Origin of the sequence: Polaribacter reichenbachii, from assembly GCF_001975665.1 — a bacterium.
Classification (GTDB): domain Bacteria; phylum Bacteroidota; class Bacteroidia; order Flavobacteriales; family Flavobacteriaceae; genus Polaribacter; species Polaribacter reichenbachii.
In genome coordinates this window covers 771,483-796,792 of record NZ_CP019419.1, presented here as the reverse complement: position 1 = coordinate 796,792, position 25,310 = coordinate 771,483, and the positions used below count along the sequence as shown (strand labels likewise).

The following is a 25,310-nucleotide window of genomic DNA, read 5'->3' as shown; positions in this document are numbered from 1 at the left end:
AATGAAAACAATAAAATTAATTGCAATGATGTTTTCTGTTGCTACTATTATAGCTTGTAAATCAGAAAAAAAAGAAAAAATAATTAATACTACAGAAGTTGTTTCTTCACCAAAAACATATGCAGAAATTTCTATAGCAGAAGGTGGAAAATGGATTGATGGAGAGAGAGGACATAAAGAATATGATGGAGGAACATCTTTTAAAAATGTTACAGAGTTAAGAGTACCAGACATTCATACAGATCATACATGGTATTTAAGATATGAAGGTCCTGGTTGGGAGAGTAATAAAGTAGGTTATAGATTATATTTAGATTGGCGAAATGCTATAGATATTTTCGGAAAAAAAACAGATTCTTTAATTCTCTCTAAAGTTGGGCAAGATGGCTTCGATTCTTATCATGAGCCGCAATCTTGGGGACAAGATATTTTAAAAGTTGGTAAAGGGTTAGGAATAGGTTCTATTGGAAGATTGGTAGATACAGAAATGTTTCATTTTAAACAAGTAGATTCTACATTTGCTTCCATAGAGAATTCATTAAATAATTCTAAAATTACAATTAATTACAAAGGATGGGAAACAGCTAATGATAAAATAGATTTAAAATCTATTTTAAGTATCAATTCAGATTCTAGAATTACAAAACATACCATTCAATCTTCAAAAGCAATCAACGGAATTGTAACCGGAATTGTAGATCACAAAGTGAATTATTTAAAAAAAGAAAGCGAAAATAAAAAATGGGCATACATTGCTACTTATGGTAAGCAAACATTGGTGCCAGATAATTTAGGAATGGCGATTTTTTATGAAAAAGCAACAACATCAGAAGTTAAAAAAGGAGAAGACGATTATTTAATTGAATTTAAACCAACTACAGAATCTATAGTATTTTATTTTTTAGCAGCTTGGGAGCAAGAACCTAATGGAATTAAAACAGAAAACGAATTTCTTATTTATTTAAATGAAAAGTTATCAGAATTAAACACTAATAATACATTACAATAAAATGAAAAAAGTTCTAGTAATAAAAGTTTTGTCTTTGTTATTTATTGGTCTTTTAACATTAAAAAGCAATAAAATTTTAGAGCAAGAAAAAGAATATACAATAGAAAACTGTGTAAATACTTTTAATAAAGATGAAGTAAAACCAACAAAAGTAGGTTACCAATATTGGTTTGCAGATAAAGATTTTTTAGACGGGCGTACATTAAAAATGAGTGTTGTTGCACCAGGAAAAGCAACACATCCGCCACATAAACACAAAGAAGATGAATTTTTTTATGTTTTAGAAGGTAAGGCAAAATTTTACCTAAACGGAAAAGAGGTTGTTGTAGGAGCAAATACAAGCCTTTATTGTCCGTCTTTTAGCATGCACGGAATTAGTAATACAGGAGACACAGATTTAAAATATTTAGTAATTAAGAAGTACCAAAAAAAGTAAAATAAGATGAAAAAAACAGCAATAATACTAATATTACTTACAGGTTTTTTTACAAGTTGTAAAGGGGAAAAAAAAGAAGTTAAGAAAGCAGATACCGTAAAAGAAATTACTATTTCTAAAGATTTAAAATGGTCTGAACGTATGGCATTGTCAATAATGAAACGTTTTCCAAAAGCAAGTGATGTAGATAATCACAAGAAACTAAACTGGAATTACAAACATGGTTTATTGGCTTTGTCTTTTGAGAAACTGTATAAAAAAACTGGAGATGAAAAATATTTTGAATATGAAAAAGGATATGCAGATGAATTAATAGATAGCACAGGAACTATTTTAAATTATGATTTAGAGAAATATAATATCGATAATATCAATGCAGGAAAAATTCTGTTTTTTTTGTATGAAAAAACAAAAGAAGAAAGATATTTAACAGCCATTAAAACATTAAGAAAACAATTAAAAACACATCCAAGAACTAATTCTGGTGGACTTTGGCATAAAAAAATATATCCAAATCAAATGTGGTTAGATGGTTTATATATGGGACAACCATTTTTGGCAAGGTATATTTCTGAATATGAAGATGGAAAGAATTTTGACGATGTTGCACACCAGTTTGAACTTATTTATAACAAAACATTAGATAAAAAAACTGGGTTATTATTACACGCTTGGGACGAAAGCAAACAAATGGGTTGGGCGGATAAAACAACTGGTAAATCTCCAAATTTTTGGTCTAGATCTTTAGGTTGGTATGTTATGGCTTTGGTAGATGTGTTAGATTATTTTCCAGAGAACCACCCAAAAAGAGACATATTAATTCAACAACTAAATGATTTATCTTCTGCTTTAGTGAAAGTACAAGACAAAACAGGTAATTGGTATCAAGTTCCTAATTTTCCAGGTAGAGAAGGTAATTATTTAGAATCTTCTGGTACAGCAATGTTTGCGTATGCTTTTGCAAAAGGAGTTAAAAAAGGCTATTTACCTTCAGAGTTTAATGAAGCTGCTAATAAAGCTTTTGATGGTTTGGTTAAAGAGTTGGTTAAAGTAGATCAAGATGGTGAAGTGCATTTAACACAAACTTGTAAAGGTGCTGGTTTAGGCGGAAATCCATACAGAGATGCATCATATGAATATTATATAAACGAAGCAAAAAGAGTAAATAACTTACATGGTACAGGGCCATTTATTTTGGCTGCTTTAGAATTAAACAGATAAAAAATTAAATATGAAATCAATAAATACAGCATTATGTTCTTTTGGTATGAGTGGTCATTTATTTCACGCACCTTTTATTGATGTCAATCCAAAATTTAATTTATATGGTGTTGTAGAACGTTCTAAGAATTTAGCAAAAGCAAAATATCCGAATATTAAAACCTTTCGTTCGCTTGAAGATTTACTTGAAGACAAAGCGATTGATTTGGTCATTGTAAATACGCCAAATATTACGCATTACGATTTTACTAAAAGAATTATAGAAGCAGGAAAACATATTGTGGTAGAAAAACCTTTTACAGTAACTTCTTCGGAAGCTAAAGAACTTATCGATTTAGCAGAAAAGCATAATGTAAAACTATCTGTATATCATAATAGAAGATGGGATAGTGATTTTAAAACGGTGCAAAAAGTTTTAAATAAAGATGTTTTGGGTGATATTGTTGAAGCTGAATTTCATTATGATCGTTTTGAACCAGAATTAAGTTACAAAAAACATAAAGAGGTACCAACTGAAGGTGTGGGTAGTTTATACGATTTGGGTTCTCATTTAATAGATCAAGTATTGCAATTATTTGGGTTACCAAATAGTGTGTTTGCATGTTTAGATAGTTTTAGGGATAATTCTAAAGTTGGCGATTATTTTGATGTAAAATTCTATTATAAATCACATTATGTAACTTTAAAATCGAGTTATTTTGTTTTAGAAACTTTACCTGCTTATAGCATTCACGGAACAAAAGGGTCGTTTATAAAAACGAAAGGTGATATTCAAGAAGCAGCACTTCAAAAAGAAATAAAACCCAATACAGGTAACTGGGGAAAAGAACCAGAATCAGAAAAAGGTTTGCTTCATTTTATAAAAAACGGTAAGTCAACTAAAGAATATGTCAACACAGAAACTGGAAATTATATGAAATATTATGATGGTATGTATGACGCTATTCAGAATAATAAACCAGTACCAGTTTCTCCTTTTGAAGCGATGCAAGTAATTCAAGTTATAGAAGCCGCAATAAAAAGTAATCAAGAAAAAAAAGTAATTTATTTATGAGAACTATTTTAATTGCATTAGGTTTATTATCTATTTTTAGTTTATCGGCACAAGATAAAACTGTTTCTAAAGTTTGGGTTTCAGATAATGGAGATGGTACATATACAAATCCCATTTTACATGCAGATTATTCAGATCCAGATGTTGTAAGAGTAGGTAACGATTATTATATGACAGCATCGTCTTTTAACGCTTCTCCAAGTTTGCCAATTTTGCATTCTAAAGATTTAGTGAATTGGGAATTGGTAAATTATGCACTTCAAAAACAAATTCCGTTAGACGTATTTTCTATTCCTCAACATGGAAATGGCGTTTGGGCTCCATGTATAAGATTTCATAATAGCGAATATTATATTTATTATCCAGATCCAGATTATGGAATTTATATGATTAAAACCAAAGACCCTAAAAGTTCTTGGTCTGATCCTGTTTTAGTAAAAGGTGGAAAAGGATTAATTGATCCAACACCACTCTGGGATGATGATGGAAAAGTTTATTTGGCATATGCATTTGCAGGTAGTAGAGCAGGTATTAAAAGTTTATTAGTTATTGCAACAATGAATGCAGAAGGCACCAAAACTAATGATGATGAAGTTATGATTATTGATGGTCATACAAATGAATCTACTATTGAAGGACCTAAATTTTACAAACGAAAAGGTTACTATTATATTTTTGCACCTGCAGGAGGTGTTTCTACAGGTTGGCAAACTATTTTAAGATCAAAATCTGTTTATGGGCCTTATGAGAAGAAAACAGTTTTGCATCAAGGTAATACCAATATTAATGGACCACATCAAGGAGCTTGGGTAACGACGCAAACTGATGAAGATTGGTTTTTTCATTTTCAAGATAAAGATGCTTATGGTCGTGTTGTTCATTTACAGCCTATGAAATGGGAAAATGATTGGCCAGTTATGGGAGTTGATCAAAATAATGATGGAATTGGAGAGCCTGTTTCAACCTATAAAAAACCAAATGTTGGAAAATCGTATCCAATTGTTACTCCACCAGATTCGGATGAATTTAATCAACCAAAATTAGGATTACAATGGCAATGGCATGCAAATCCTGAAGTCTATTATGGTTTTCCTACTTCTATGGGACATTTTACAATGTATTGTAGACCAAAACCAGAAATAGCTGATGATTTATATACTGTTCCAAATTTATTGTTGCAAAAATTTCCTTCTGATGAATTTGTAGCAACTACAAAAATGACTTTTAATGCTCGTTTTGATGGTGAAAAAACAGGCTTGGTAATCATGGGGTTAGATTATACATATCTGCAGGTAAAACAAGAAAACGGTCAGTTAGTTTTATCACAAATTACTTGTGAAAAAGCAGATAAAAAAGGAAAAGAAATTGTAATTGAATCAAAAAAAATAAAATCAAATACGTTTTACTTAAGAGCAAAAATAAGTAAAGGCGGAATTTGTAATTTATTTTATAGTGAAAACGGAAAGAAATTTAAATCCATAGGAAATAACTTTACTGCAAGAGAAGGAAAATGGATAGGTGCTAAAATAGGGTTTTTAGCTTTGCGTGAAGGCGTAATTAATGATTCTGGAAGTGTAGATATAGATTGGTTTAGAATTAGTAAATAATATAATTTAAACAACATTTATTATGAAATATCATTTCAACAAATCTATTTTAATAATAGTAGTTCTTCTGAACAGTTTTTTTATGACTGCTCAAGAAAAAGTAGAGCAATGGAATCGTTTTGAAATCAGTTTAAAACATAAAACAAAAGGAAATCCGTTTAAAGATGTAAAACTTTCTGCTAAATTTTTTAATTCTGATACAGCTTACGTTGTTAAAGGATTCTATGATGGAAATAACGCTTTTAAAATTCGTTTTATGCCACAAACAGTTGGTATATGGAATTATATTATTTCTTCAAATATTGAAAAATTTAATACAAAAACAGGGAGTTTTAATTGTGTAAAAGCATCAGTTGACAATCATGGAATGGTAAAAGTTAGTGAAACCTATCATTTTAAATATGCTGATGGTAAAAACTACTATCCTTTTGGTACAACTGCATATGCATGGACGCATATGAAAGAGGAACTTCAAGAGGAAACTTTAAAAACATTAGAAAAAGCAGACTTCAATAAAGTAAGAATGTGTGTATTTCCTAAAAATTATGATTTAGTTAAAGAAGAACCTAAAATATATCCTTTCAAAATAAAAAAAGTAGAAACAAATGCTAAAGGTGATAAATTTTTTACTTGGGATTTTGATGAAATGAATCCTGAATTTTTTCAACATTTAGAAAAACGAATAGACGATTTAAACAAAATAAATGTTCAGGCAGATTTAATTCTTTTTCACCCTTACGATGGTGGACGTTGGGGATTTGATTCATTGCCATTGGAAGTAAATATAAAATATCTGGAATATATTACTGCGCGTTTATCATCATTTAAAAACGTTTGGTGGTCATTGGCAAACGAATGGAATTATGTGGATGCTAAAACGGTTTCAGATTGGGATGCTTTAACAGAAGTAGTTGTTAAAAATGATCCATACAGACATTTATGTTCTATTCATGGAGCAACATCGAGTTATTACGATTATTTCAAACCAGAATACACACACGTTAGTATTCAAGACGAAGCGCCTGTTTTAAATTCATATTCTTCGGCGACGTTAAGAAACATTTTTAAAAAGCCAATTGTTTTAGATGAAGTTGGTTATGAAGGTAACTTAGAAAGACGTTGGGGAAGATTAAGTCCAGAAAAAATGACACATTTGGTTTGGAACGGAGTAATTGCGGGAGCGTACGTTACACATGGCGAAGTTTATCGGTTTCATACAAAAGAAGACACTTTTTTCTGGGCAGATGGTGGTTCTTTAAAAGGAGAAAGTTGGAAACGAATTAAGTTTTTAAAGTCCATTATAGAAGCCGCTCCAGAACCATTATTTATGACGGATATTAGTAGAGATTTAAAAACGGCTTCTTCAGGAAAAGGTTTTTATTTCATCTATTTTGGAGAAGAAATCTCAGAATCTTGGGCATTTAATTTGCCAAAGAAAAACGGTGATTTAGAGAAACTTAAAGAAAACGTAAAATTTAAAGTAGAAATTATTGATACTTGGGATATGACGATTACTAAAGTTCCAGGAGTTTTCGAAACTCAAAAAGTAAAAGATAATTATCGCTTATACGATAAGGAATTAAAAGAAGTAAGACTGCCTTATAAACCTTATATCGCTTTAAGAATTACAGAAATTAATTAAAAGATGAAGACAAAATCTATTATAAAACTAGTTGTAATTTGCTTAATTTTCATATTAGGTTGCTCACAATCTAAAGAAAAAGAAGTTACTCAAACTTATGAAAATTATAACAACATTGAGTTTGAAATGAAAACTATTCAAGAACCTCAAATTCCTAATAATACAGTAAATATTAAAGATTTTGGTGCTGTTGATGGAGGACAAGTTCTAAATACAAAAGCCTTTGAAAAAGCGATAGAAGTTGTTTTAGAAAAAGGAGGTGGGAAAGTTATAATTCCTGCTGGTATTTGGTTAACAGGCCCCATTATTTTAAAAAGTAAGTTAGAATTACATGCAGAAGCTGGTGCCTTAATTAAGTTTTCTACAAATAAAGATTTATATCCAATTATAGAAACAAATTTCGAAGGGTTAAATACATGGCGTTGTTTGTCTCCAATTTATGGTAAAAACTTAGAAGATGTTGCGTTTACTGGTCCGGGTGTTTGGGATGGTTCTGGCGATGCTTGGCGTCAAGTAAAAAGATCAAAAATAACAGAGTCGCATTGGAAAAAACTTGTAACTTCTGGTGGTTTTGTAAATGAGAGTAATACTTCTTGGTATCCATCAGAACAATTTAAAAATGCGTCAAAAAATGCAGAATTAAATGTTCGAAAAGATTTAAAAACAAAAGAAGAGTTTCAACAAATTAAAGATTTTTTAAGACCAGTAATGGTAAGTATCCAAAACAGTAAAAGAGTTATGTTTAGCGGTTCTGTTTTTCAAAACTCTCCTGCTTGGTGTATTCACCCTTTAATGGTAGAAGATTTAACTGTAAAAAATATTACAGTTCGTAATCCTCATTATTCACAAAATGGAGACGGAATTGATATAGAGTCTTGTAAAAATGTAATTGTAGAAAATTCTAGTTTTGATGTTGGTGATGATGCAATTTGTATTAAATCTGGGAAAGATAAAGATGGTAGAGATCGTAATTTTCCTTGTGAGAATCTTATCATAAGAAATAATATTGTTTATCATGGACATGGTGGTGTAACAGTTGGTAGCGAAATGTCTAGCGGAGTTAAAAACATGCATGTTTCTAATTGTACATTTATAGGAACAGATGTTGGTCTTCGTTTTAAAAGTAAAAGAGGACGTGGAGGTGTTGTAGAGAACATTTTTATTTCAGATGTAAGAATGACGAATATTCCTACAAATGCTATTTCTTTTAATTTATATTATGGTGGTTTGTCGGTTTCTGAAATGTTAGAAAAAGCAAAAAATAACAAAACTGTTGCCAAAGTTGTGCCTGTATCTGAAACAACTCCTCAGTTTAAAAACATTGTTATAAAAGATATTGTTATAGATGGAGCACATCAAGCAGTTTTTTTACAAGGTTTACCAGAAATGAACTTAGAAAACGTTAAAATTAGCAATCTACTTGTTAAAGCTGATAAAGGTTTTTCTATTATTGATGCAGATGGTATAACTATTAATAATGTTAATATAACAGTAAAAGAAGAGACTGTCTTTAATATTTTTAACTCTAAAAATTTAGATGTAAGTAATATTGAATTTAATTCAGTAGCTAAAAATGCAGTTTTTATTAATGGTAAGGGTTCTGAAAATATTAAATTAAAATCTTCTAAGAAAACAGACTTTACTAAAAGTACTTTTATTGGAGAAACTGTTGGTAAAAATGTAGTTACATTCCAAAAGGAATAGTAAAAATAAAAGTATGAAACGGTTTATTTTTTTTATCACATTACTAATAGTTCCTATTGTTTTAAAAGCACAAGAAGCTTTAGCTATTAATAACACTCGTGTTATTGTAACAAGTGATGGAGAAATAGATGACGAATGCTCAATGGTAAGGTTTTTACTATATGCAAATGAATGGGATATAGAAGGTATTATTACATCTAGTTCTCAATATCATTGGCGTGGTCATAAATGGGCTGGAGATGATTGGATTGATCCCAGTTTAAATGCATATGCAAAAGTATATTCAAACCTTATAAAACATGATAAAAATTATCCTACAGTTGCATATTTAAAAGCTCATACTTTTTTAGGAAATGTTGAAACGGAAGGTGAAATGGATGCCATAACAGCAGGTTCAGAGCATATCGTAAAAGTTCTTTTAGATAAAAGTGATCATCGCCCAATTTGGATTCAAGCTTGGGGAGGAACAAATACCATTGCTCGCGCTTTAAAAACAATTGAAGAAGATTTTTCGAAGGAAATGGATTATGTAGCTAAAAAAATTAGATTCTTTTTTATCTGGGAACAAGACAAAACTTATCAAAATTATATAAGAAAGCATTGGGGGAAATATAATATTCTTACTATAATTTCAGATCAGTTTGAAGCCATTGCGTATCGTTGGAAAAAAGTACAACCAAAAGAAATGCAACCTTATTTTGAAGGCGCTTGGATGAAAAAAAACATACTAGAAAATCACGGACCATTATGTGCTTCTTATAAATCTCATGAAAATGGTGATTTTAGATCAGAAGGAGATTCACCTGCTTTTTTACATACTATAAATACCGGATTAAGAAACTTAGAATCGCCTAATTTTGGAGGTTGGGGTGGACGTTACGTTAAAGTTCGTGAAAATACATGGTTAGATTATGTGCCAGTTCCGGAATATAAATATCCAGAAGGAAGATGGTATGGAAGTTCTGGTTGGGGAAGAAATAGTTTGAAAAAAAAATCTAAGAGTACAAAAGAACAACGAAATGAATATTTTAAACCAATGTGGCGTTGGTCTGAAGCCTTACAAAACGATTTTGCTTCTAGAGCAGATTGGTGTGTAAAATCATTTGAAGAAGCAAATCATGCTCCAATTGTGAGATTAAATCATCCTAATAATTTAAAAATTAAACAAGGAAGGAAAGTAAGATTAAGTGCATTAGGAACTAACGATCCTGATGGAGATGAATTGACATATAATTGGTGGCAATATAAAGAAGCATCATCCTATAAAGAAAGTATTAAAATTAAGAATTGGAACAATCAGAAAGCTGTTTTTAAGATTCCTAATAGGGTTAACAAAGGAGAAACAATTCATATTATTTGTGAAGTAAAAGACAATGGAATACCACAATTAACAAGATATCAACGTGTAATTATTCAAGTTGAATAATTAGGTTAAAACCTAACAAATAAGTTATTAATGAAATTTAATTTTTCTATACTATTTTTTATTCTATTTCTAATTTTTGGTTGTAAACATAGCTCAGAAAAGAAAGGAATATCGAATCAATTTACAGAGTGGATAGTTGCTGATCTATTAGAAGAAAAATCAGAAAATGTAGTAATTAATGGTAATCCTAAATTGGTGGATTACCCATATGGAAAAGCAGTTAATTTTAACGGAGTTGATGATGCCCTATTTTTAGATCAAATGCCACTTAAAGGAGCAACATCATTTACAATAGAAATGGTTTTTAATCCTTCTGATATTGAAGCTCCTTTTGAGCAAAGAATACTTCATTTAGGTGAAGTTTCTAAAGACAGAATGTTACTAGAAATTAGAGCTGTTGAAAATAACTGGTATTTTGATGGTTTTGTTGCTTCAGGAAATAATAAAAGAGCACTCATAGATGAAAAGTTAATTCATCCTTTAGGACAATGGTATCATGTGGCTTTAGTTATAACACCAAATAGTATTACTACTTATGTTAATGGAAAAAAAGAATTGGAAGATGTTTTTTCTTTTAAGCCAATTAACACTGGAAAAAGTTCTTTAGGCGTTCGTTTAAACAAAAGATCTTGGTTTAAAGGAAGTATATTTAAAGTGAGAATTAGCCCAAAAGCTCTTCAACCAAATAATTTTATTTCTTTAGAAAAACTCATAAAATGAAAACACAAAAAATACTATTTTTTTTAAGCGCTATTATTCTATTTAGCATACATATGAATGCTCAAGTTCATAACAAGTCTTGGAGAGATATTACTAATAAAAAAGAGGGAGTCTGGTTTGCTAGTTCTGAAGCAAAACAAATTGCAGAAAACGTTTTATTGTACCAACGTAAAATTGGTGGTTGGCCAAAAAATGTACAGATGCATCAGCCATTATCTGAATCTAAAAAACAAAAATTAAAAGCAATAAAATCTAGTACGAAGAATGTAACTACAGATAATGGTGCAACGTATCAAGAAATGCTTTTTTTGTCTAAAGTTTATAGACAACAACCAGATGAAAGATTTAAAAATGCATTTTTAAAAGGAGTTAATTATTTATTAGAAGCACAGTATGAAAATGGAGGATGGCCACAATTTTATCCGTTAAGAAAAGGGTATTATACACATATTACATATAATGATGATTCTATGGTAAACATTTTAAATCTCTTAAAAGAACTGAAAGACAATACCAATTATTATTCAATTACACCTTCTGATGATGTTTTAAAAAAAATAGAAATTGCCTTTAAAAAAGGGATAGATTGTATTTTAAAAACACAATACAAACAAAACGGAGTTTTAACTTCTTGGTGCGCCCAACATAATGAAAATACTTTAGAACCCGCCAAAGCTAGAGCCTATGAATTACCTTCTTTAAGTGGTGCAGAATCTGCCCATATTGTTTTGCTATTAATGTCTATAGAAAACCCATCAAAAGAAATTATAAACGCAATAAATAGCGCTGTTACTTGGTTTGATAAAGTAAAAATTACTGGATTAAGAAAAGATAGAGTTTATAATAGCGTTGGCAAAACAATTAATAAAAGAATGATTCCTGATGAAACTGCTCCTGCAATTTGGGCGCGTTTTATGAATTTAGAAGACAACAAACCCTTTTTTTGTGATAGAGATGGAATTAAAAAAGCAACTTTAGCAGAAATTGGTGAAGAGCGTAGAAATGGTTATGCTTGGTACAAAAATGATCCCCAATTGGTTTTAGATGCATATCCAAAATGGAAAAAGGATAATGATTCTAAAGTTGTGAAAAAGCCAAAAAATCCATTTAAGATTGTTGTTGCAAAAGATGGAAGTGGTGATTATAGTAGTATTCAAGAAGCAATTAATGGAGCAAAGTCTTTTCCTTATGATAAGATTACAATTTTTATAAAAAACGGAGTCTATTATGAGAAAGTAAAAATTCACGAGTGGAATTCTAATATTTCTTTAGTAGGTGAGAGTAAAGAAAATACTATAATTACGTATGATGATTATTTTAGCAAGTTAGGTTTAGGTAGAAATAGTACATTTTATACCTACACATTATTGGTTGAAGCAAATAATGTAATTCTTAAAAACTTAACTATTAAAAACTCTTCAGGAGAAGTTGGTCAAGCAGTAGCTTTGTCTATATTTTCAGATGAAGTAGCAGTTGTTAATTGTAAGCTTTTAGGTAATCAAGACACATTGTATGCTTCAGGAAAAGGGAAGCAATATTACAAAGATTCTTATATTGAAGGTACTACAGATTTTATCTTTGGAAGTGCAACTGCGTATTTTGAAAACTGCCAAATCCACAGTAAAAAAGATTCTTATATTACGGCAGCTTCAACACCCAAAGACTCGTTATTTGGTTATGTATTTAAAAATTGTAAGCTTACAGCAGAAAAGGAAGTTAGTAAAGTATACTTAGGAAGACCATGGAGAATTTATGCTCAAACGGTTTTTATTAATTGCGATTTGGGAAGTCATATTTTACCAGAAGGTTGGCACAATTGGAAAAAATCCGAAGCTAAAAAAACTACATTTTATGCAGAGTATAATAATAAAGGTGAAGGTTTTCGACCTGAAGAAAGAGTGCAGTGGTCCCTTCAATTAAACAAACGTCAAGCCAAAAAATATACACTTAAAAATATATTAGGTAAGTATAAAACCTCAAAAAAAGAATGGTATGAAGAACTTTAAAGTGTACTTTATTTTATGTTTAATAATATTTCAATCTTGTAAAAATACAAGTCAAGAAGAAAAAAAAATTGAGCCAAAAGCAATAACTATTTACACAATTGGAGACTCTACAATGGCAGATAAACCCAATCCAAATGAAAATCCAGAACGCGGTTGGTGTCAATTATTTCCTTTATTTTTAAATGAAAATGCTACTTTAAAAAATTATGCAGTAAATGGCAGAAGTTCTAGAAGTTTTATTTTAGAAAAACGTTGGGATACTGTTTATAATCAATTAAAAAAAGGCGATTATGTTTTTATTCAATTTGGTCATAATGATCAAAAGTTTAAAGCTCCAACACGTTATACAAACCCACATGTTGGTTATCGTTATAATTTAATTCGATTTGTAGAAGAAGCAAGAGAAAAAGGAGCAATACCTATTTTGTTTTCATCAATAGTTAGAAGAAAATTTAATGAATTTGGTACGTTAATAGACACACATGGAGCGTATCCTTTAGAAGTAAGATTAGTAGCTCAAGAATTCGATGTTCCTTTTATCGATCTTCAATATTTAACAGAAAAATTAGAAGAGTCTTATGGAGTTGAAGGTTCTAAAAAGTTACACTTACATTATCTACCAAATGAAATTCCTTATTATCCAAAAGGAAAAGAAGATAATACACATTTATCTGTTTTAGGAGCAACAGAAATATCAAAATTAGCGGTAAATTCATTGAAAGAAAAAGTAAGTTCTTTAGCTGCTTTTATCAAAAAATAAAGAAATGAAAGATTTAAAAGAAGTGTTTTTTTTGTATTTATATTTTGCAATGAAATTAAAAACTCAGAATTAAAAAAAGAGGTTAAAGTATTGGTGTTTACTAAATCGAACTTAAATTTTTTAAGTCTTATTTTTTTTGTCTCTTCTGGTTTTTTCGATGCAAACGATCTTTAATTATGTCAGGTTATTTTTTTGGTTATACTTAATATATGTATAAAATGCATTTGAGGTTGGCTAGACACTTACAAAAAAACGCTTCAAGAAATTGAAGCGTTTTTATATGAATAAAGTTTATTATTCAATCCAACCTAAAATTGCATTGGCAACAAAACGAGGTTCAGGAGGTAAGGCATAAATATTTTTTTCGTAATTTTTATTATAAGGCGAAATATTCATTATTTCATTATTAACAACTAGCGTGCTACTTCCTCCAGGATCAAAGCCCATAGCTTTGTGCATTCCGTACTTTAAAAGAATATCTACCATATCTAAATGTGTAGCACCAACAGATTCTCTAATTCTACCATTAACCATTAGTACCATTAATTTTCCGGTTTTTGTAATTCCGACTGCAATTTTAGGACCACGCATATCTGTAAAATCTAATCTTGCAGCTTGTGTTTTAATAGAGTTAGTAGTTTTCCAGCCTTCTTCTTCCATATTTAAAATTTGTTTTCCATCATCAATTAGCATTGGTCCAGCTTCAATGGCGTAAGAAATTTCTTTCCAATTATATGGATTAGTTAAAGGTTCTAGTAGTTCGATATCTAAAGGTGATCCAATTTTAAACATATCAACTTTAAAATCGTTTTTTGGTATAGACAAAGTTATACCTACTGGAATTATTGAAATTTGCTCTTTATCCTTAGTTTCAATAATTTCTTTTACTTTATTTCCTGCAATTCTCACAATTATATTTCCATCAGCAGATATGGTATTTTCTGTATAAGATAAATCATAAAAACAAGGTTCTTTACTATTATGTTTATTATAATTTTTTTTATCGAAAGTTAATTTTGCTTGTTTTCCTTTTATGATAAAACCAGCTTTACAATTTACTTTTCTAATATCGATATCTCCATTTTTGTAAATAATAAAAGCAGGTTTATTAAAAAGTGGTGGGCAAAATACTTTATTATTCATAATTAATAAGCCTAAAGGAGAACCAATATAGGTTTCTGGCAAACCAAGTTTACCTACTAATTCTGGGTTTAAGATATAGCCACCATTCCAAGCGAGTTCAATATTTTTTGTATTGCCACTTTTCTTTTGATGTTCCTTAATTAATGCTGGTACGTTTTTGGGCTCTTTATTCGCAATATGAGCTGCAAATTTCCAATTGTGTTTTTTAGTATCAATTTCGGCTAAAACACCACTCCAAGGCATTCCGTCTTCATAAACTCCTCCTGCAAATGATGATTTTACTTTTTCTTCAGTTTTTTCACTATTTAAATTTTGAAGTATTTGCTCTAAAAGTTTGGCTATTGGCGTTCCGTTTTCAATCGCGTCTTGAGATATCATATTTAATAACTCTTTTTCGCCAAGTTGATTTTTAAGTTTTTTAAATAAATCACCTTTTAAAATAGTATCAAAATCTTTAGCAGTTTGTATTGGAGTAGGGTATGCCAATGTAGTTCTTACAGCAGCTGGTACAAATTGTATAAAGCCACTATCTTTAGGAATTCCCATAATTTTAGCGGTCATATTATGATCTACTTTACCAATATGAAAATGATCAATTTCAATAATATCTGTCATCATTGCAGCATACTCACCATTGGTAATTATAAAGCCTTCTGCTTCTTTAATTTCTCTTAAAATCTTAATGGCTTTTGGACCCATTTGTGGAAAATGAACGCCTTCTGACCATTGTTTGGTTTCTATAATTTCTACAATTCCTGTTTTAAATAATAATCCTAATTCAGGTTCTTTGCCACTTTCTAAATACTCTTTAATATTTGCATTAGAAAACCATTTTGTAATTCTTGGTTCGTGTATAAAAATATAAATCTTTTGTAAAGTGCTTGCTTTCTCTAATAATACTTCTTTGGTAAGTTCTTCTTCAATTTTAAGTTTAAGCTGTGCTCTAATGGGTTGCAGAACAAAGTACTCTAATTCGTGTTTAATAAAACGTCCAGGAAAATATCCTTTTGGTATGTTTTGTTTCAGTTTTTCTGTAAGAGTTTTTCGGTCATCGATGCCTAAAAATTTACTGTTTGTGAGTTGAAATAATGCCAATTCCCAATCTGCAAAAAACTGTGGAGCTAAGGTTAAATCAGGTAAGTTTTTAGGTTTAAAAACATCACTATAAATCATATTTACTAAACCTGTTACTTCATGATAAGTAAAAGATTGATAAGCGTATTTTTTTTTGTTTCTATGTCTGTAAGCTAATGCATGATCGTGTCTAATAGAAAATTCTCCATCAACATATTTAAAAATATCATCAATAGCATTGTAATATTTATGAATTAAATTTAAATCTGTATTCACTAAATCTGGTATGTCATTCTCCATCATTCTAGCATAACTCATAACCTTACCTTTTATAAGTTGTTCTTCAACCCTAAAAAAGCTAGGGTCTATTAACGATTTTAAGTAAATCATAAAAGATAATCTTCCATAACCTGGTAAATAATGCCTCTTTTTTTTATTTAAAATTGCACGAAGATCTTCATTCTCAAAATTTACCATTTTTTGATATTCGCCTACCAAACTTACTACTTGTGCGTTTACATCATTAGAAATAGATTGTAATTGTAAATGCAAACGATTAAGAATATACTCCATATTTTTTTGAAGCGCTTCTAAACTATAACGTTTGTTAATTACACTTCTATTATGGGTAACATCTACCATTCTATTTTGTGGATAGAATACGTGGTCGCATATTTTTTCTGCTAATTTTTTGGGTACTTTAGAGCCTTTAAATTCTAACACATTTAAACGTAAAGATTCATCTAAATGCCTTCCAATTACTTCATCATATACTTGTCTAGGTTCATATTGTCTACAAAAAATAGGTGTACCACAAGCTGCAGCTTCTATAATTGGTAAACCTCTACCTTCTGTTTGGCTTGGCAATAATATTAACGATGCAACATCATATAATTGTTCAATATCTAATGGTTTTTTATATTTTTTCTTGAAATCATTTTTATCAAACTCACTAAATAGAAAGCCAAGAAATATTTTTGATCTATGATTTGAAGAAAGTTCTTTTAAAAATTGTTGAAAATCTTCTTTTAATTCTTGGTAATAATTTTGCTGACCATGAGGTATGGGCCCAGATACTATTAATGAAAGTTTTAATTGTGGATTTGTTGCAAATTTTTCTGCAAAAGCATCATATGAAAATAGACGTTTTATCAACTTAAAATTAATCTCTATAGATTTTCTGCTAATTACTCTTGTAGGTTGTAAAAAGACAATGTTATTGTTTACAAAATCGAATTCTTTCATTTTTTTGTAACCCAATAATATCGGTTTTAAAGAACGTTTACTATCTGTATGATTTGCTACAGTATGTACTGTAATTGTCTTTTTTTTATTGGCAAAAATTGTTGAAACTTGCATAAACGCTTTTATAATGTCACGTTTACTCATTTGATGCAATTTTGTGTCGACGGCTGTGCCTAATAACGCAACATTTGCGGGGTTATGTCCATTGGTATTTATAAGATGGTTTTGTTGTATTTTGTTGATGTTAACATTCATCCAAGAACGACTTTCCCAAGGATAAATCATTTCTATAATTGAAAAAAATTCACCAACGTGCGCATTATGAAAAAAGAAATCTCTAGGGCCTTTTTTTAAACCTTTGGTTTTAATTTCTACTTCTCTATTGCCACCTTCCCAATAAAAATCATGATTGTTATTGATAACAGGGATACCTAAATATTCTGAAATTAAAACAGTTGCTAATGCTAAAGAAACATTACCAGGATTAGAGCAAACGTTAATTAAATACAATAACGAAATTTCATTTTCTTCTATGTAAGTTCCTAGTTTTTCAACTAAAACCAACACTTCTTTCCAATATTTACCAATAAGACTATTGTAAGATTCGCTTCCACGTTCCATTTTAATCTTAAAGAAATCATCATATAACGGCCAAGCATCAAAAGCTTCCATTTCTGGAATTACTTTTTTTAGCGCATTTTTAGGAATAAGTTCATCTGCTTCTTGTTTTATATCTCCTGCTACAAAATGAATTGGTAAATTAGGATATATATTTTGGAAGGTTTGGGCGTATTTTTCTGTTTCTACAGTAATGCCATCTATGGTAAAATAAAACGTTAAAAAGGCAATACCTCCTGTTTGTAAATGTTTATCAAAAGATATTGAATCTTTGGTAAACCCTGAATTGGAATTTTTCTCTTTAAACCTGTCTAAAAACAGACCTAAATCAAACCATGTATTAATTTTTTCGGTTTTTAGCTCTTCTAAAACAGAACTAATTTTTAATTTTTTATTGAGATTCATTTTTAGTTTTTAAAATGTAAATAAGCCTTTTAATTTTTCTTCCAATACTTCGTAAGAAAAGTGCTTTTTACCTATTTTAAAATTAGCTTCTCCAATTTCTAAACATCGTTTAGGATTGTAAATAATATCAGACATTTGTTGTACTTTATCATTGGTAAGGTTACTATCTTCTATCATAACAGTTTCAAAACCCTTATTACCAATATCTTGCATATAAACAGGTTTGTAATTATTTACAAAAATTGGTTTTTTAGCCAATATTGTTTCCACAAAAGCATTACCAAAACCTTCATAAGTGCTAAAATACGTACAGGCTCGTCCATGTGCGTAAACATCAGACAAATCTTTGTGATCTAATACTTTATGGTCAGCAAAAATAACTTGACGAGATAAATTCAATTCATGAATTTGATCTACAAGCTCATTGTAATATTCTTTATTTTCATCATCATTATTATTACCAGTAATTACTAGTTTTAATTTTTTATCATCTAATTTATCAATTAAAGAAATAGCGGTTTCAATACCTTTTCGTCTTACAATACGCGTAACTTGTAAAAGAGCAATTTCATCTTCTGTAATACCAATATCCTTTAAAAAAAACTGATTTTCTGGAGTTGGCACACCGTAAACACGATTAAAATCCATAACATTGGGTACTAAAGTAGCATCAATATTAAATCTGTTTTTAAATGTTTCTACTCCAAAAGTGTTAATTACAGCATGTTTTACATTGGGTAATAACAACGGAAAATTATCATCTACATAATTATTAATTTCATCATGTTTAGAAACATAACGTTGGCCACGTTCCCAATGAAAATCATGGTCATGGGTAACAATTGGCAATCCTGTATCTATAATTAATTTTTTTATGGCAACTCCCATTGATAAGTGGCAAGGCAATGCAGAAGCATTTTCAGATAATATAGCTTCTATTTTTTTATCTTTAACCCACTGAAGCATTGCTTTATAAATTTTATTAGAAGCATTTTCTACGTGATTTAATAATGGATCTGGATCATTATCTGGTTCAAAAAATGCTTTTCGTTGACCCCATTCTGCTTCAACAGAGAAAAAGGATAAAGCAGGATATAAATAATCGTGCTCATAATCCATTGTCCAAGATTCAAATTCGCCAGACATAATAAATACTTCATGGCCTAGTTTTTTTAAAATGTCAATCCATTTTTCAGTCTCTAAAGCAACACCATCAACACCGCCAATTCTTCCAATAATAATTCCTATACGCATACTTAAAAATAAAAGTTAGTTTCTAAATATACATTTTTTATAAATTTTTACACGGTTTCTAATAGGTTAGTTTTTATAATTTACGACTTCAAAAATTTTAGTATTCTTTAAAAATGATTTCTATAATTTATTAGAATTATTTTAAGGAGATAATAATTTCAATTTTTAGTATTTCAGAGAAACCTGCTTTTAATTTTTTTGTTTTTATCAAATTCTAAACAAATTGTTACGAATTCTCATTTGGTAAAAATGGCCATACTATAATGCGTATTTTTGAGTTGTGCTTATAAAGGCTGTAACTATGAAAACAAAATATTTATCTTCTATTCTTTTTATTTTTTTAATGATTTTTTCTTGTAAAAAAGAAGAAATTAAACCCGATAATATTTACAAGTTTAAAGACTACATAAGCTATACAACTTCAGGTATTATTTCCACTTCAGGCACAATAGGTGTTAATTTTGCAAAAGATGTTGAGGGTTGGAATGTAGATCAAGAAATTTCTTCGGATATTATTTCGATAAAACCTTATGTAGAAGGTAAAGTAAAAACCTTAAACAAACACGCTTTTGTATTTACGCCAGATGAAAATTTAGATGCTGATACAGAATACACAGTTACCATTAACTTAAGTGAAATCTATAAAAATATTCCTCAAGAATATAAAAAATACACTTTTCAGTTTAAGACAATTGCTCCAAATTTTAATATACAGACAAATACTTTGCAATCGTATTCTGGAGCTTATCAATATTTAGAAGGTGTTCTTAAATCTGCGGATATTATTTCTCTTAATAATGCAAAAAAGTTAATTAAGGCTTCTCAAAACGGAACTCAAAAAAACATTGTTTGGAACGAATCTTTTGATAAAGGCAAGGTGTTCGAATTCAAAATTGATAGCATCCAACGTTTTGAAGATGATAGTAGATTAGAGATTACTTGGAATGGAGAAGCAATTCAATCAGAAAATAAAGGAGAAAACGAAATTGTAATTCCGGGTAAAAATAATTTTAATGTTTTAAGTGTTAAAATTCAAAAATTCAACGAACAATACATTTCAATTAATTTTTCTGATGCCTTAAAAAAACAGCAAAATTTTGATGGTTTAGTAACGATTCAGAATGTGAAAAAACCGCGTTTTATTGTTAACGGAAACGAGCTAAAAGTATATTCAGAAAACAAATTTCAAGGAGATGTTTTGGTTTCTGTTTTTCAAGGAATTCAAAATACAGACAATTACAGACTTAAAGATACTTACAAAGAAACCATAACTTTCGAGCAGAAAAAACCTCAAATTAGAGCGATTAGTAATGGAACTATTTTGCCAAATTCAAAAGATTTAAAATATAATTTTGAAGCCATTAATGTGAAAGAAGTTGATGTTAGAATCATCAAAATTTTTGAAGATAATGTGTTGCAATTTTTACAAGAAAATAACATCAACAGTAGTACTGATTATGATATAAAAAGAGTGGGTAGAAGAGTAGCAAAAGAAACCATAACTTTAGTTGCTGATGAAAAAAATAACACTCAAAAATGGAAAGCTTATAGCATTGATATTTCTAAAATGGTTGCTGTAGAGCCAGGTGCTATTTATAGAATTGAGCTAAGTTTTAATAAAAATCAAGTTTTTTATCATTGTTCAGAAAGTGTTGTTTTTACTAATGATTCAAATGATTTTGATGAAGAATATTATGAAGAATATGACGATTTTAGTGACATTGAAGATGAAGAAGAAAGAGAGCAATTGTATTGGGATAATAAGTTATATGATTACAAAAATTACAATTATAATTGGAGAGATAGAGAAAATCCGTGTACAGATTCTTACTTTAGAAATCGAGAAATTTCCCAAAATTTATTAGCGTCTAATCTCGGAATTATTGCTAAAAAAGGAGAAAACGACGATTATTTCTTTGCGGTTACTAACATTTTAGACACAAATCCTGTTGCTGGCACAACTATAAAATTGTACAATTATCAGCAGCAAGAAATTGCATCAGGAACCACGAATACTGATGGAATTGTAACCATTAATTCAACTAAAAATGCAGCTTTTGCAATTGCATCAAAAAACAATAATAAAGCTTATGTAAAACTATTTGATGGTAATTCTTTGTCTTTAAGTAAGTTCGATGTTTCTGGTGGTAAAACTCAAAAAGGATTAAAAGGATACATTTATGGAGAACGTGGAGTTTGGAGACCTGGAGATAATATCTTCTTAACTTTTTTATTAAATGATGCCGATAATAAATTACCCAAAAATCATCCAGTAAAATTAGAAGTTACAGATCCAAGTGGAAAATTAGTTTACAAAAAAGTAACCTCAGAAAACTTAAATAATTTTTACACTTTTAATGTAAAGACAGCTCAAGAAGCAAAAACCGGTAATTATTCAGCTAAAATTTCTGTAGGTGGTGCAAAGTTTTACAAGACTTTAAAAGTAGAAACTGTAAAACCAAATCGCTTAAAAATTAAGGTTGATTTTGATGATGAAATTCTATCAAGTAAAAAACCAATTAAAGGTATTTTAGATGTAAAATGGCTGCATGGTACACCTGCAAAAAACTTAAAAGCCGAAATTAAAGCAAAGGTTTCTACAACCAATTATAGTTTTAAAAATTATAATGATTATGTGTTTTCAGATCCTTCAAGAACATTTTATTCAGAAGAAATTAATGTTTTTGATGGCAAATTAAATGAAACCGGAATTGCGAATATCAACAGCAATTTAAAAGTGGGTAAAAATGCTCCAGGAATGTTAAATGTTCAGTTTTTGGTTAGAGCTTTCGAAAATGGTGGCGATTTTTCTATTGATGCTTTTTCAAAAAAATATGCACCTTTCAATTCTTTTGTGGGTTTAAAATCGCCAGAAGGTAATAGATATGGATCTTTTTTTACTGATGAAAATCAAACCTTTTCTGTAGTTTCTGTGGATGAAAATGGGAGTCCAGTTCAAAGAGATGAAATAGAAATCGAAGTGTATCAAATAAAATGGCGCTGGTGGTGGAGTTCATCTGAAGATAATTTATCAAGATACACTTCTAGCAGTTACCATAGTAAATACAAAACGTTAAAAATTGCAACAAATGCTAAAGGAAAAGGAAGTTTTAAACTAAATATTCCTGATAGAGATAGAGGTCGTTTTTTAATTCGTGTAATAGATAAAAAGAGTGGTCACGCAACTGGTAGAACAGCATATTTTTATAAAAATTGGTGGCAAAACTCTAGTTCTGGTGATAAAGATGCTGCAAAAATGTTGGTGTTTTCTGCGGATAAAGAAAGTTATAATGTAGGTGAAATTGCAAAAATTACGTTTCCATCAGGTTCAAAAGGTCGTGCTTTAATCAGTATAGAAAATGGCACAAAAGTAGTAGAAACAAAATGGGTAAAAACCGAAAAAGGAATGACTTCTTTAGAAATTCCGATCAATAAAAATATGACGCCAAATGTGTTTGTAAATATTTCTTTATTACAACCACATCTAGTTTCAGAAAACGATTTACCAATTCGTTTGTTTGGTGTAATTCCGATTTTAGTTGAGGATAAAAATACCAAGTTACAGCCAGAAATTAAAATGGCAGATGAACTACAACCAGAAAAAGAATTTACGGTTAAAGTATCAGAAAAAAACAACAAACCAATGACCTATACTTTGGCTGTTGTAGAAGAAGGTTTGTTAGATTTAACAAGATTTAAAACGCCAAATGCTTATTCAGAATTTTACAAAAGAGAAGCTTTAGGTGTAAAAACGTGGGATGTTTTTGATGATGTAATTGGTGCGTATTCTGGAAGTGTAGATCAGGTTTTTGCCATTGGTGGAGATGGAAGTTTAGCAAAAGGTAAAAACCAAAAAGCGAATCGATTTAAGCCAGTTGTAAAATTCTTAGGGCCTTTTAATTTAGAAAAAGGAAGTACAAAAGAACATAAAATAATTTTACCTAATTACATAGGTTCTGTAAGAACAATGGTGGTTGCAGGTAATGTAAGCAATGAAGCTTTTGGTAATGCAGAAAAAGCAACTCCTGTTAAAAAACCATTGATGGTGTTGGCTACATTGCCAAGAAAATTATCACCTAAAGAAAAAGTTACGTTGCCTATTTCTGTTTTTGCAATGGATAAAAAAGTAAAAAATGTGAAAATTCAAGTAAAAACTTCTGATGGAATATCAGTTAAAGGTAATCAAACTCAGAATATTAATTTTACAAAGCCAGATGAAAAAATGGTGTATTTTGAGCTGGATGTTTTAAAAGCAAATGGTATTAACACAGTTGAGGTAATTGCCACTGGAGGTGGAGAAAAATCTACCTATAAAGTGGAGTTAGATGTTGTAAATCCGAATCCAATAACATCAAAAGTAATTGATCAGAACATTGAAGGTAACCAAGCAAAAACTATCGATTTTAATACGTTTGGTGTTGAAGGTTCTAACACTGCAATTTTAGAATTATCTACAATTCCGCCAATCAATTTTTCAGGAAGATTAGAATATTTAATCCAATATCCACATGGTTGTGTAGAGCAAACTACGTCTAGTGTTTTTCCTCAATTATTTTTAAATGATTTGTTTGATTTAACATCAGAAAAGAAAAGAAAAATTCAGAATAATATAGAAAAAGGAATCAAACGTTTGGGTAATTTTCAGAAAGCAAATGGAGGTTTAAGTTATTGGTTGGGCGAAAGCTATGTGAGTGATTGGGGAACAACTTACGCAGGTCATTTTATGTTAGAAGCTGAGAAAAAAGGCTTTGTTTTACCACTGACTTTTAAAAGTAATTTTGTAAGATATCAAAAGCAAGCAGCCAGAAATTGGAGACCTAGTTATGGTAATTATTTAAGAGATTTATCGCAAGCATACAGATTATACACGTTGGCTTTGGCTGGTAGTCCAGATTTATCTGCTATGAATCGTTTGCGCGAATTTAAACAGATTTCTAATGATGCAAAATGGAGATTGGCTGCAACTTATGCTGTGGTTGGCCAGAAAGAAGCTGCTAAAGAAATTATGCAAAAAGCCAATTTAAATTTCTCTGGCTACAATTATTACAATTATGGTTCTGTTACTAGAAACAGAGCAATGGCTTTAGAAACAATGTTGTTAACGAACGATAAAAATACCAAAGATGTTGCGAAATCTATTGCAAAAGAATTGTCTAGTAACAAATGGATGAGCACACAATCTACAGCTTATAGTTTGTTGTCTATTGGTAAAATGGTTGTAAAAAATGGAGGTAAAGCAATTGATATTCAATTTACGAAAAATGGTAAAACTGAACATATACAAACATCAAGTTCTATGGTTCAAAGAACTTTACATATTAAAAAAGGCCTGAATTCCATCAGCTTAAAAAATAACGAGAATAATATTGTTTTTGCTAGAATTGTTAATTCTGGTAAGTTGCCTTTAGGTGATGAAATTTCGGAAAGTAGAGGTTTAAGTGTTTCTGTAAACTACAAAGATTTAAAAGGCAATACAATTGATATTAAAAACTTAAAACAAGGTCAAGATTTTATAGCTAAAATTACAGTGAGTAATCCTAAAAATGAAACTGTAAAAGACATTGCTTTAACACAGATTTTTCCTTCTGGATGGGAAATTGTAAACACACGTTTCACTGATTTTGGATCATCAACAAAAAGCGAAGCTAGATATACAGATATTAGAGACGATCGTGTTAATTTTTATTTTGATATCAACAAAAACAGAAATAAAACAGATGTGAAAACATTTACAGTTTTGTTAAATGCAGCGTATTTAGGTAATTATTATTTGCCTGGAGTTCAAGTCGAAGCAATGTATGATAATGATTATTTAGTAAGAACCAAAGGGAGTTGGATTGAAGTTGTGAAGTAAATAAAAACCAACCTGCAAGGTTTTTCTAACCTTGTAGGTTTTAAACGAATTCTAAATTATACCTAAAAGGTTCTTGAAACCTTGCAGGATTAATTAATAGAGATAAAAGTCAGAATGTCATTTCGAAATGAG

14 protein-coding genes are annotated in these 25,310 nt (G+C 29.8%); 12 read left to right on the top strand and 2 right to left on the bottom strand.

All coding sequences use genetic code 11. From position 1 onward, the window contains the following. Position 1 precedes the first annotated feature (1 nt). From BW723_RS03420 to BW723_RS03370, 11 genes are all read left to right on the top strand, one after another. Positions 2 to 1,009, top strand: coding sequence for a DUF4861 family protein (locus tag BW723_RS03420; protein WP_068362261.1), 1,008 nt, complete (start codon positions 2 to 4; stop codon positions 1,007 to 1,009). A gap of 1 nt (position 1,010) precedes the next feature. Next, the gene (locus BW723_RS03415) at positions 1,011 to 1,445 is read left to right on the top strand and encodes a cupin domain-containing protein (protein ID WP_068362263.1); all 435 of its coding nucleotides are present in this window, start codon (positions 1,011 to 1,013) and stop codon (positions 1,443 to 1,445) included. A 6-nt stretch (positions 1,446 to 1,451) separates the two neighbouring features. Next, a complete protein-coding gene (locus BW723_RS03410) occupies positions 1,452 to 2,666 on the top strand; it encodes a glycoside hydrolase family 88/105 protein (RefSeq protein WP_068362264.1) in 1,215 nt (404 codons plus the stop codon). Between the two features lie 10 nt (positions 2,667 to 2,676). Then, positions 2,677 to 3,720, top strand: coding sequence for a Gfo/Idh/MocA family oxidoreductase (locus tag BW723_RS03405; RefSeq protein WP_068362266.1), 1,044 nt, complete (start codon positions 2,677 to 2,679; stop codon positions 3,718 to 3,720). Beyond that, a complete protein-coding gene (locus BW723_RS03400) occupies positions 3,717 to 5,327 on the top strand; it encodes a glycoside hydrolase family 43 protein (RefSeq protein ID WP_068362268.1) in 1,611 nt (536 codons plus the stop codon). The genes BW723_RS03405 and BW723_RS03400 overlap by 4 nt, the downstream gene beginning before the upstream one ends. An 82-nt stretch (positions 5,328 to 5,409) precedes the next feature. Then, complete coding sequence (locus tag BW723_RS03395) at positions 5,410 to 6,969, top strand: DUF5060 domain-containing protein (protein WP_217491458.1); 1,560 nt, start codon at positions 5,410 to 5,412, stop codon at positions 6,967 to 6,969. Between the two features lie 3 nt (positions 6,970 to 6,972). Beyond that, positions 6,973 to 8,673, top strand: coding sequence for a glycoside hydrolase family 28 protein (locus BW723_RS03390; protein ID WP_068362272.1), 1,701 nt, complete (start codon positions 6,973 to 6,975; stop codon positions 8,671 to 8,673). A gap of 13 nt (positions 8,674 to 8,686) precedes the next feature. Next, positions 8,687 to 10,099, top strand: coding sequence for a DUF1593 domain-containing protein (locus tag BW723_RS03385; protein WP_068362276.1), 1,413 nt, complete (start codon positions 8,687 to 8,689; stop codon positions 10,097 to 10,099). 30 nt (positions 10,100 to 10,129) lie between these two features. Then, entirely contained in the window at positions 10,130 to 10,819 is a 690-nt protein-coding gene (locus BW723_RS03380) for a LamG domain-containing protein (protein WP_068362279.1), read from the top strand. Continuing rightward, positions 10,816 to 12,825 carry a pectate lyase gene (gene pelA, locus BW723_RS03375; RefSeq protein ID WP_068362281.1) on the top strand — a complete coding sequence of 670 codons (2,010 nt, stop codon included), beginning with the start codon at positions 10,816 to 10,818 and terminating at the stop codon, positions 12,823 to 12,825. The genes BW723_RS03380 and pelA overlap by 4 nt, the downstream gene beginning before the upstream one ends. Continuing rightward, positions 12,812 to 13,585 (top strand): rhamnogalacturonan acetylesterase, encoded by a 774-nt coding sequence (locus BW723_RS03370; RefSeq protein WP_068362284.1) that lies wholly within the window; start codon positions 12,812 to 12,814, stop codon positions 13,583 to 13,585. Before pelA ends, BW723_RS03370 begins: the two co-directional genes overlap by 14 nt. A 294-nt stretch (positions 13,586 to 13,879) precedes the next feature. Here BW723_RS03370 and BW723_RS03365 read toward each other — a convergent pair whose 3' ends face one another. Next, positions 13,880 to 18,070 carry a phosphodiester glycosidase family protein gene (locus BW723_RS03365; RefSeq protein ID WP_068362287.1) on the bottom strand — a complete coding sequence of 1,397 codons (4,191 nt, stop codon included), beginning with the start codon at positions 18,068 to 18,070 and terminating at the stop codon, positions 13,880 to 13,882. A gap of 9 nt (positions 18,071 to 18,079) precedes the next feature. Next, the gene (locus BW723_RS03360; RefSeq protein WP_068362290.1) at positions 18,080 to 19,324 is read right to left on the bottom strand and encodes a glycosyltransferase family 4 protein; all 1,245 of its coding nucleotides are present in this window, start codon (positions 19,322 to 19,324) and stop codon (positions 18,080 to 18,082) included. 301 nt (positions 19,325 to 19,625) lie between these two features. Between BW723_RS03360 and BW723_RS03355 the strand changes: the two genes are divergently transcribed. After that, positions 19,626 to 25,178, top strand: a complete 5,553-nt coding sequence (locus BW723_RS03355) for an Ig-like domain-containing alpha-2-macroglobulin family protein (protein ID WP_068362293.1) — start codon at positions 19,626 to 19,628, stop codon at positions 25,176 to 25,178. The last annotated feature ends 132 nt before the right edge of the window (positions 25,179 to 25,310 follow it).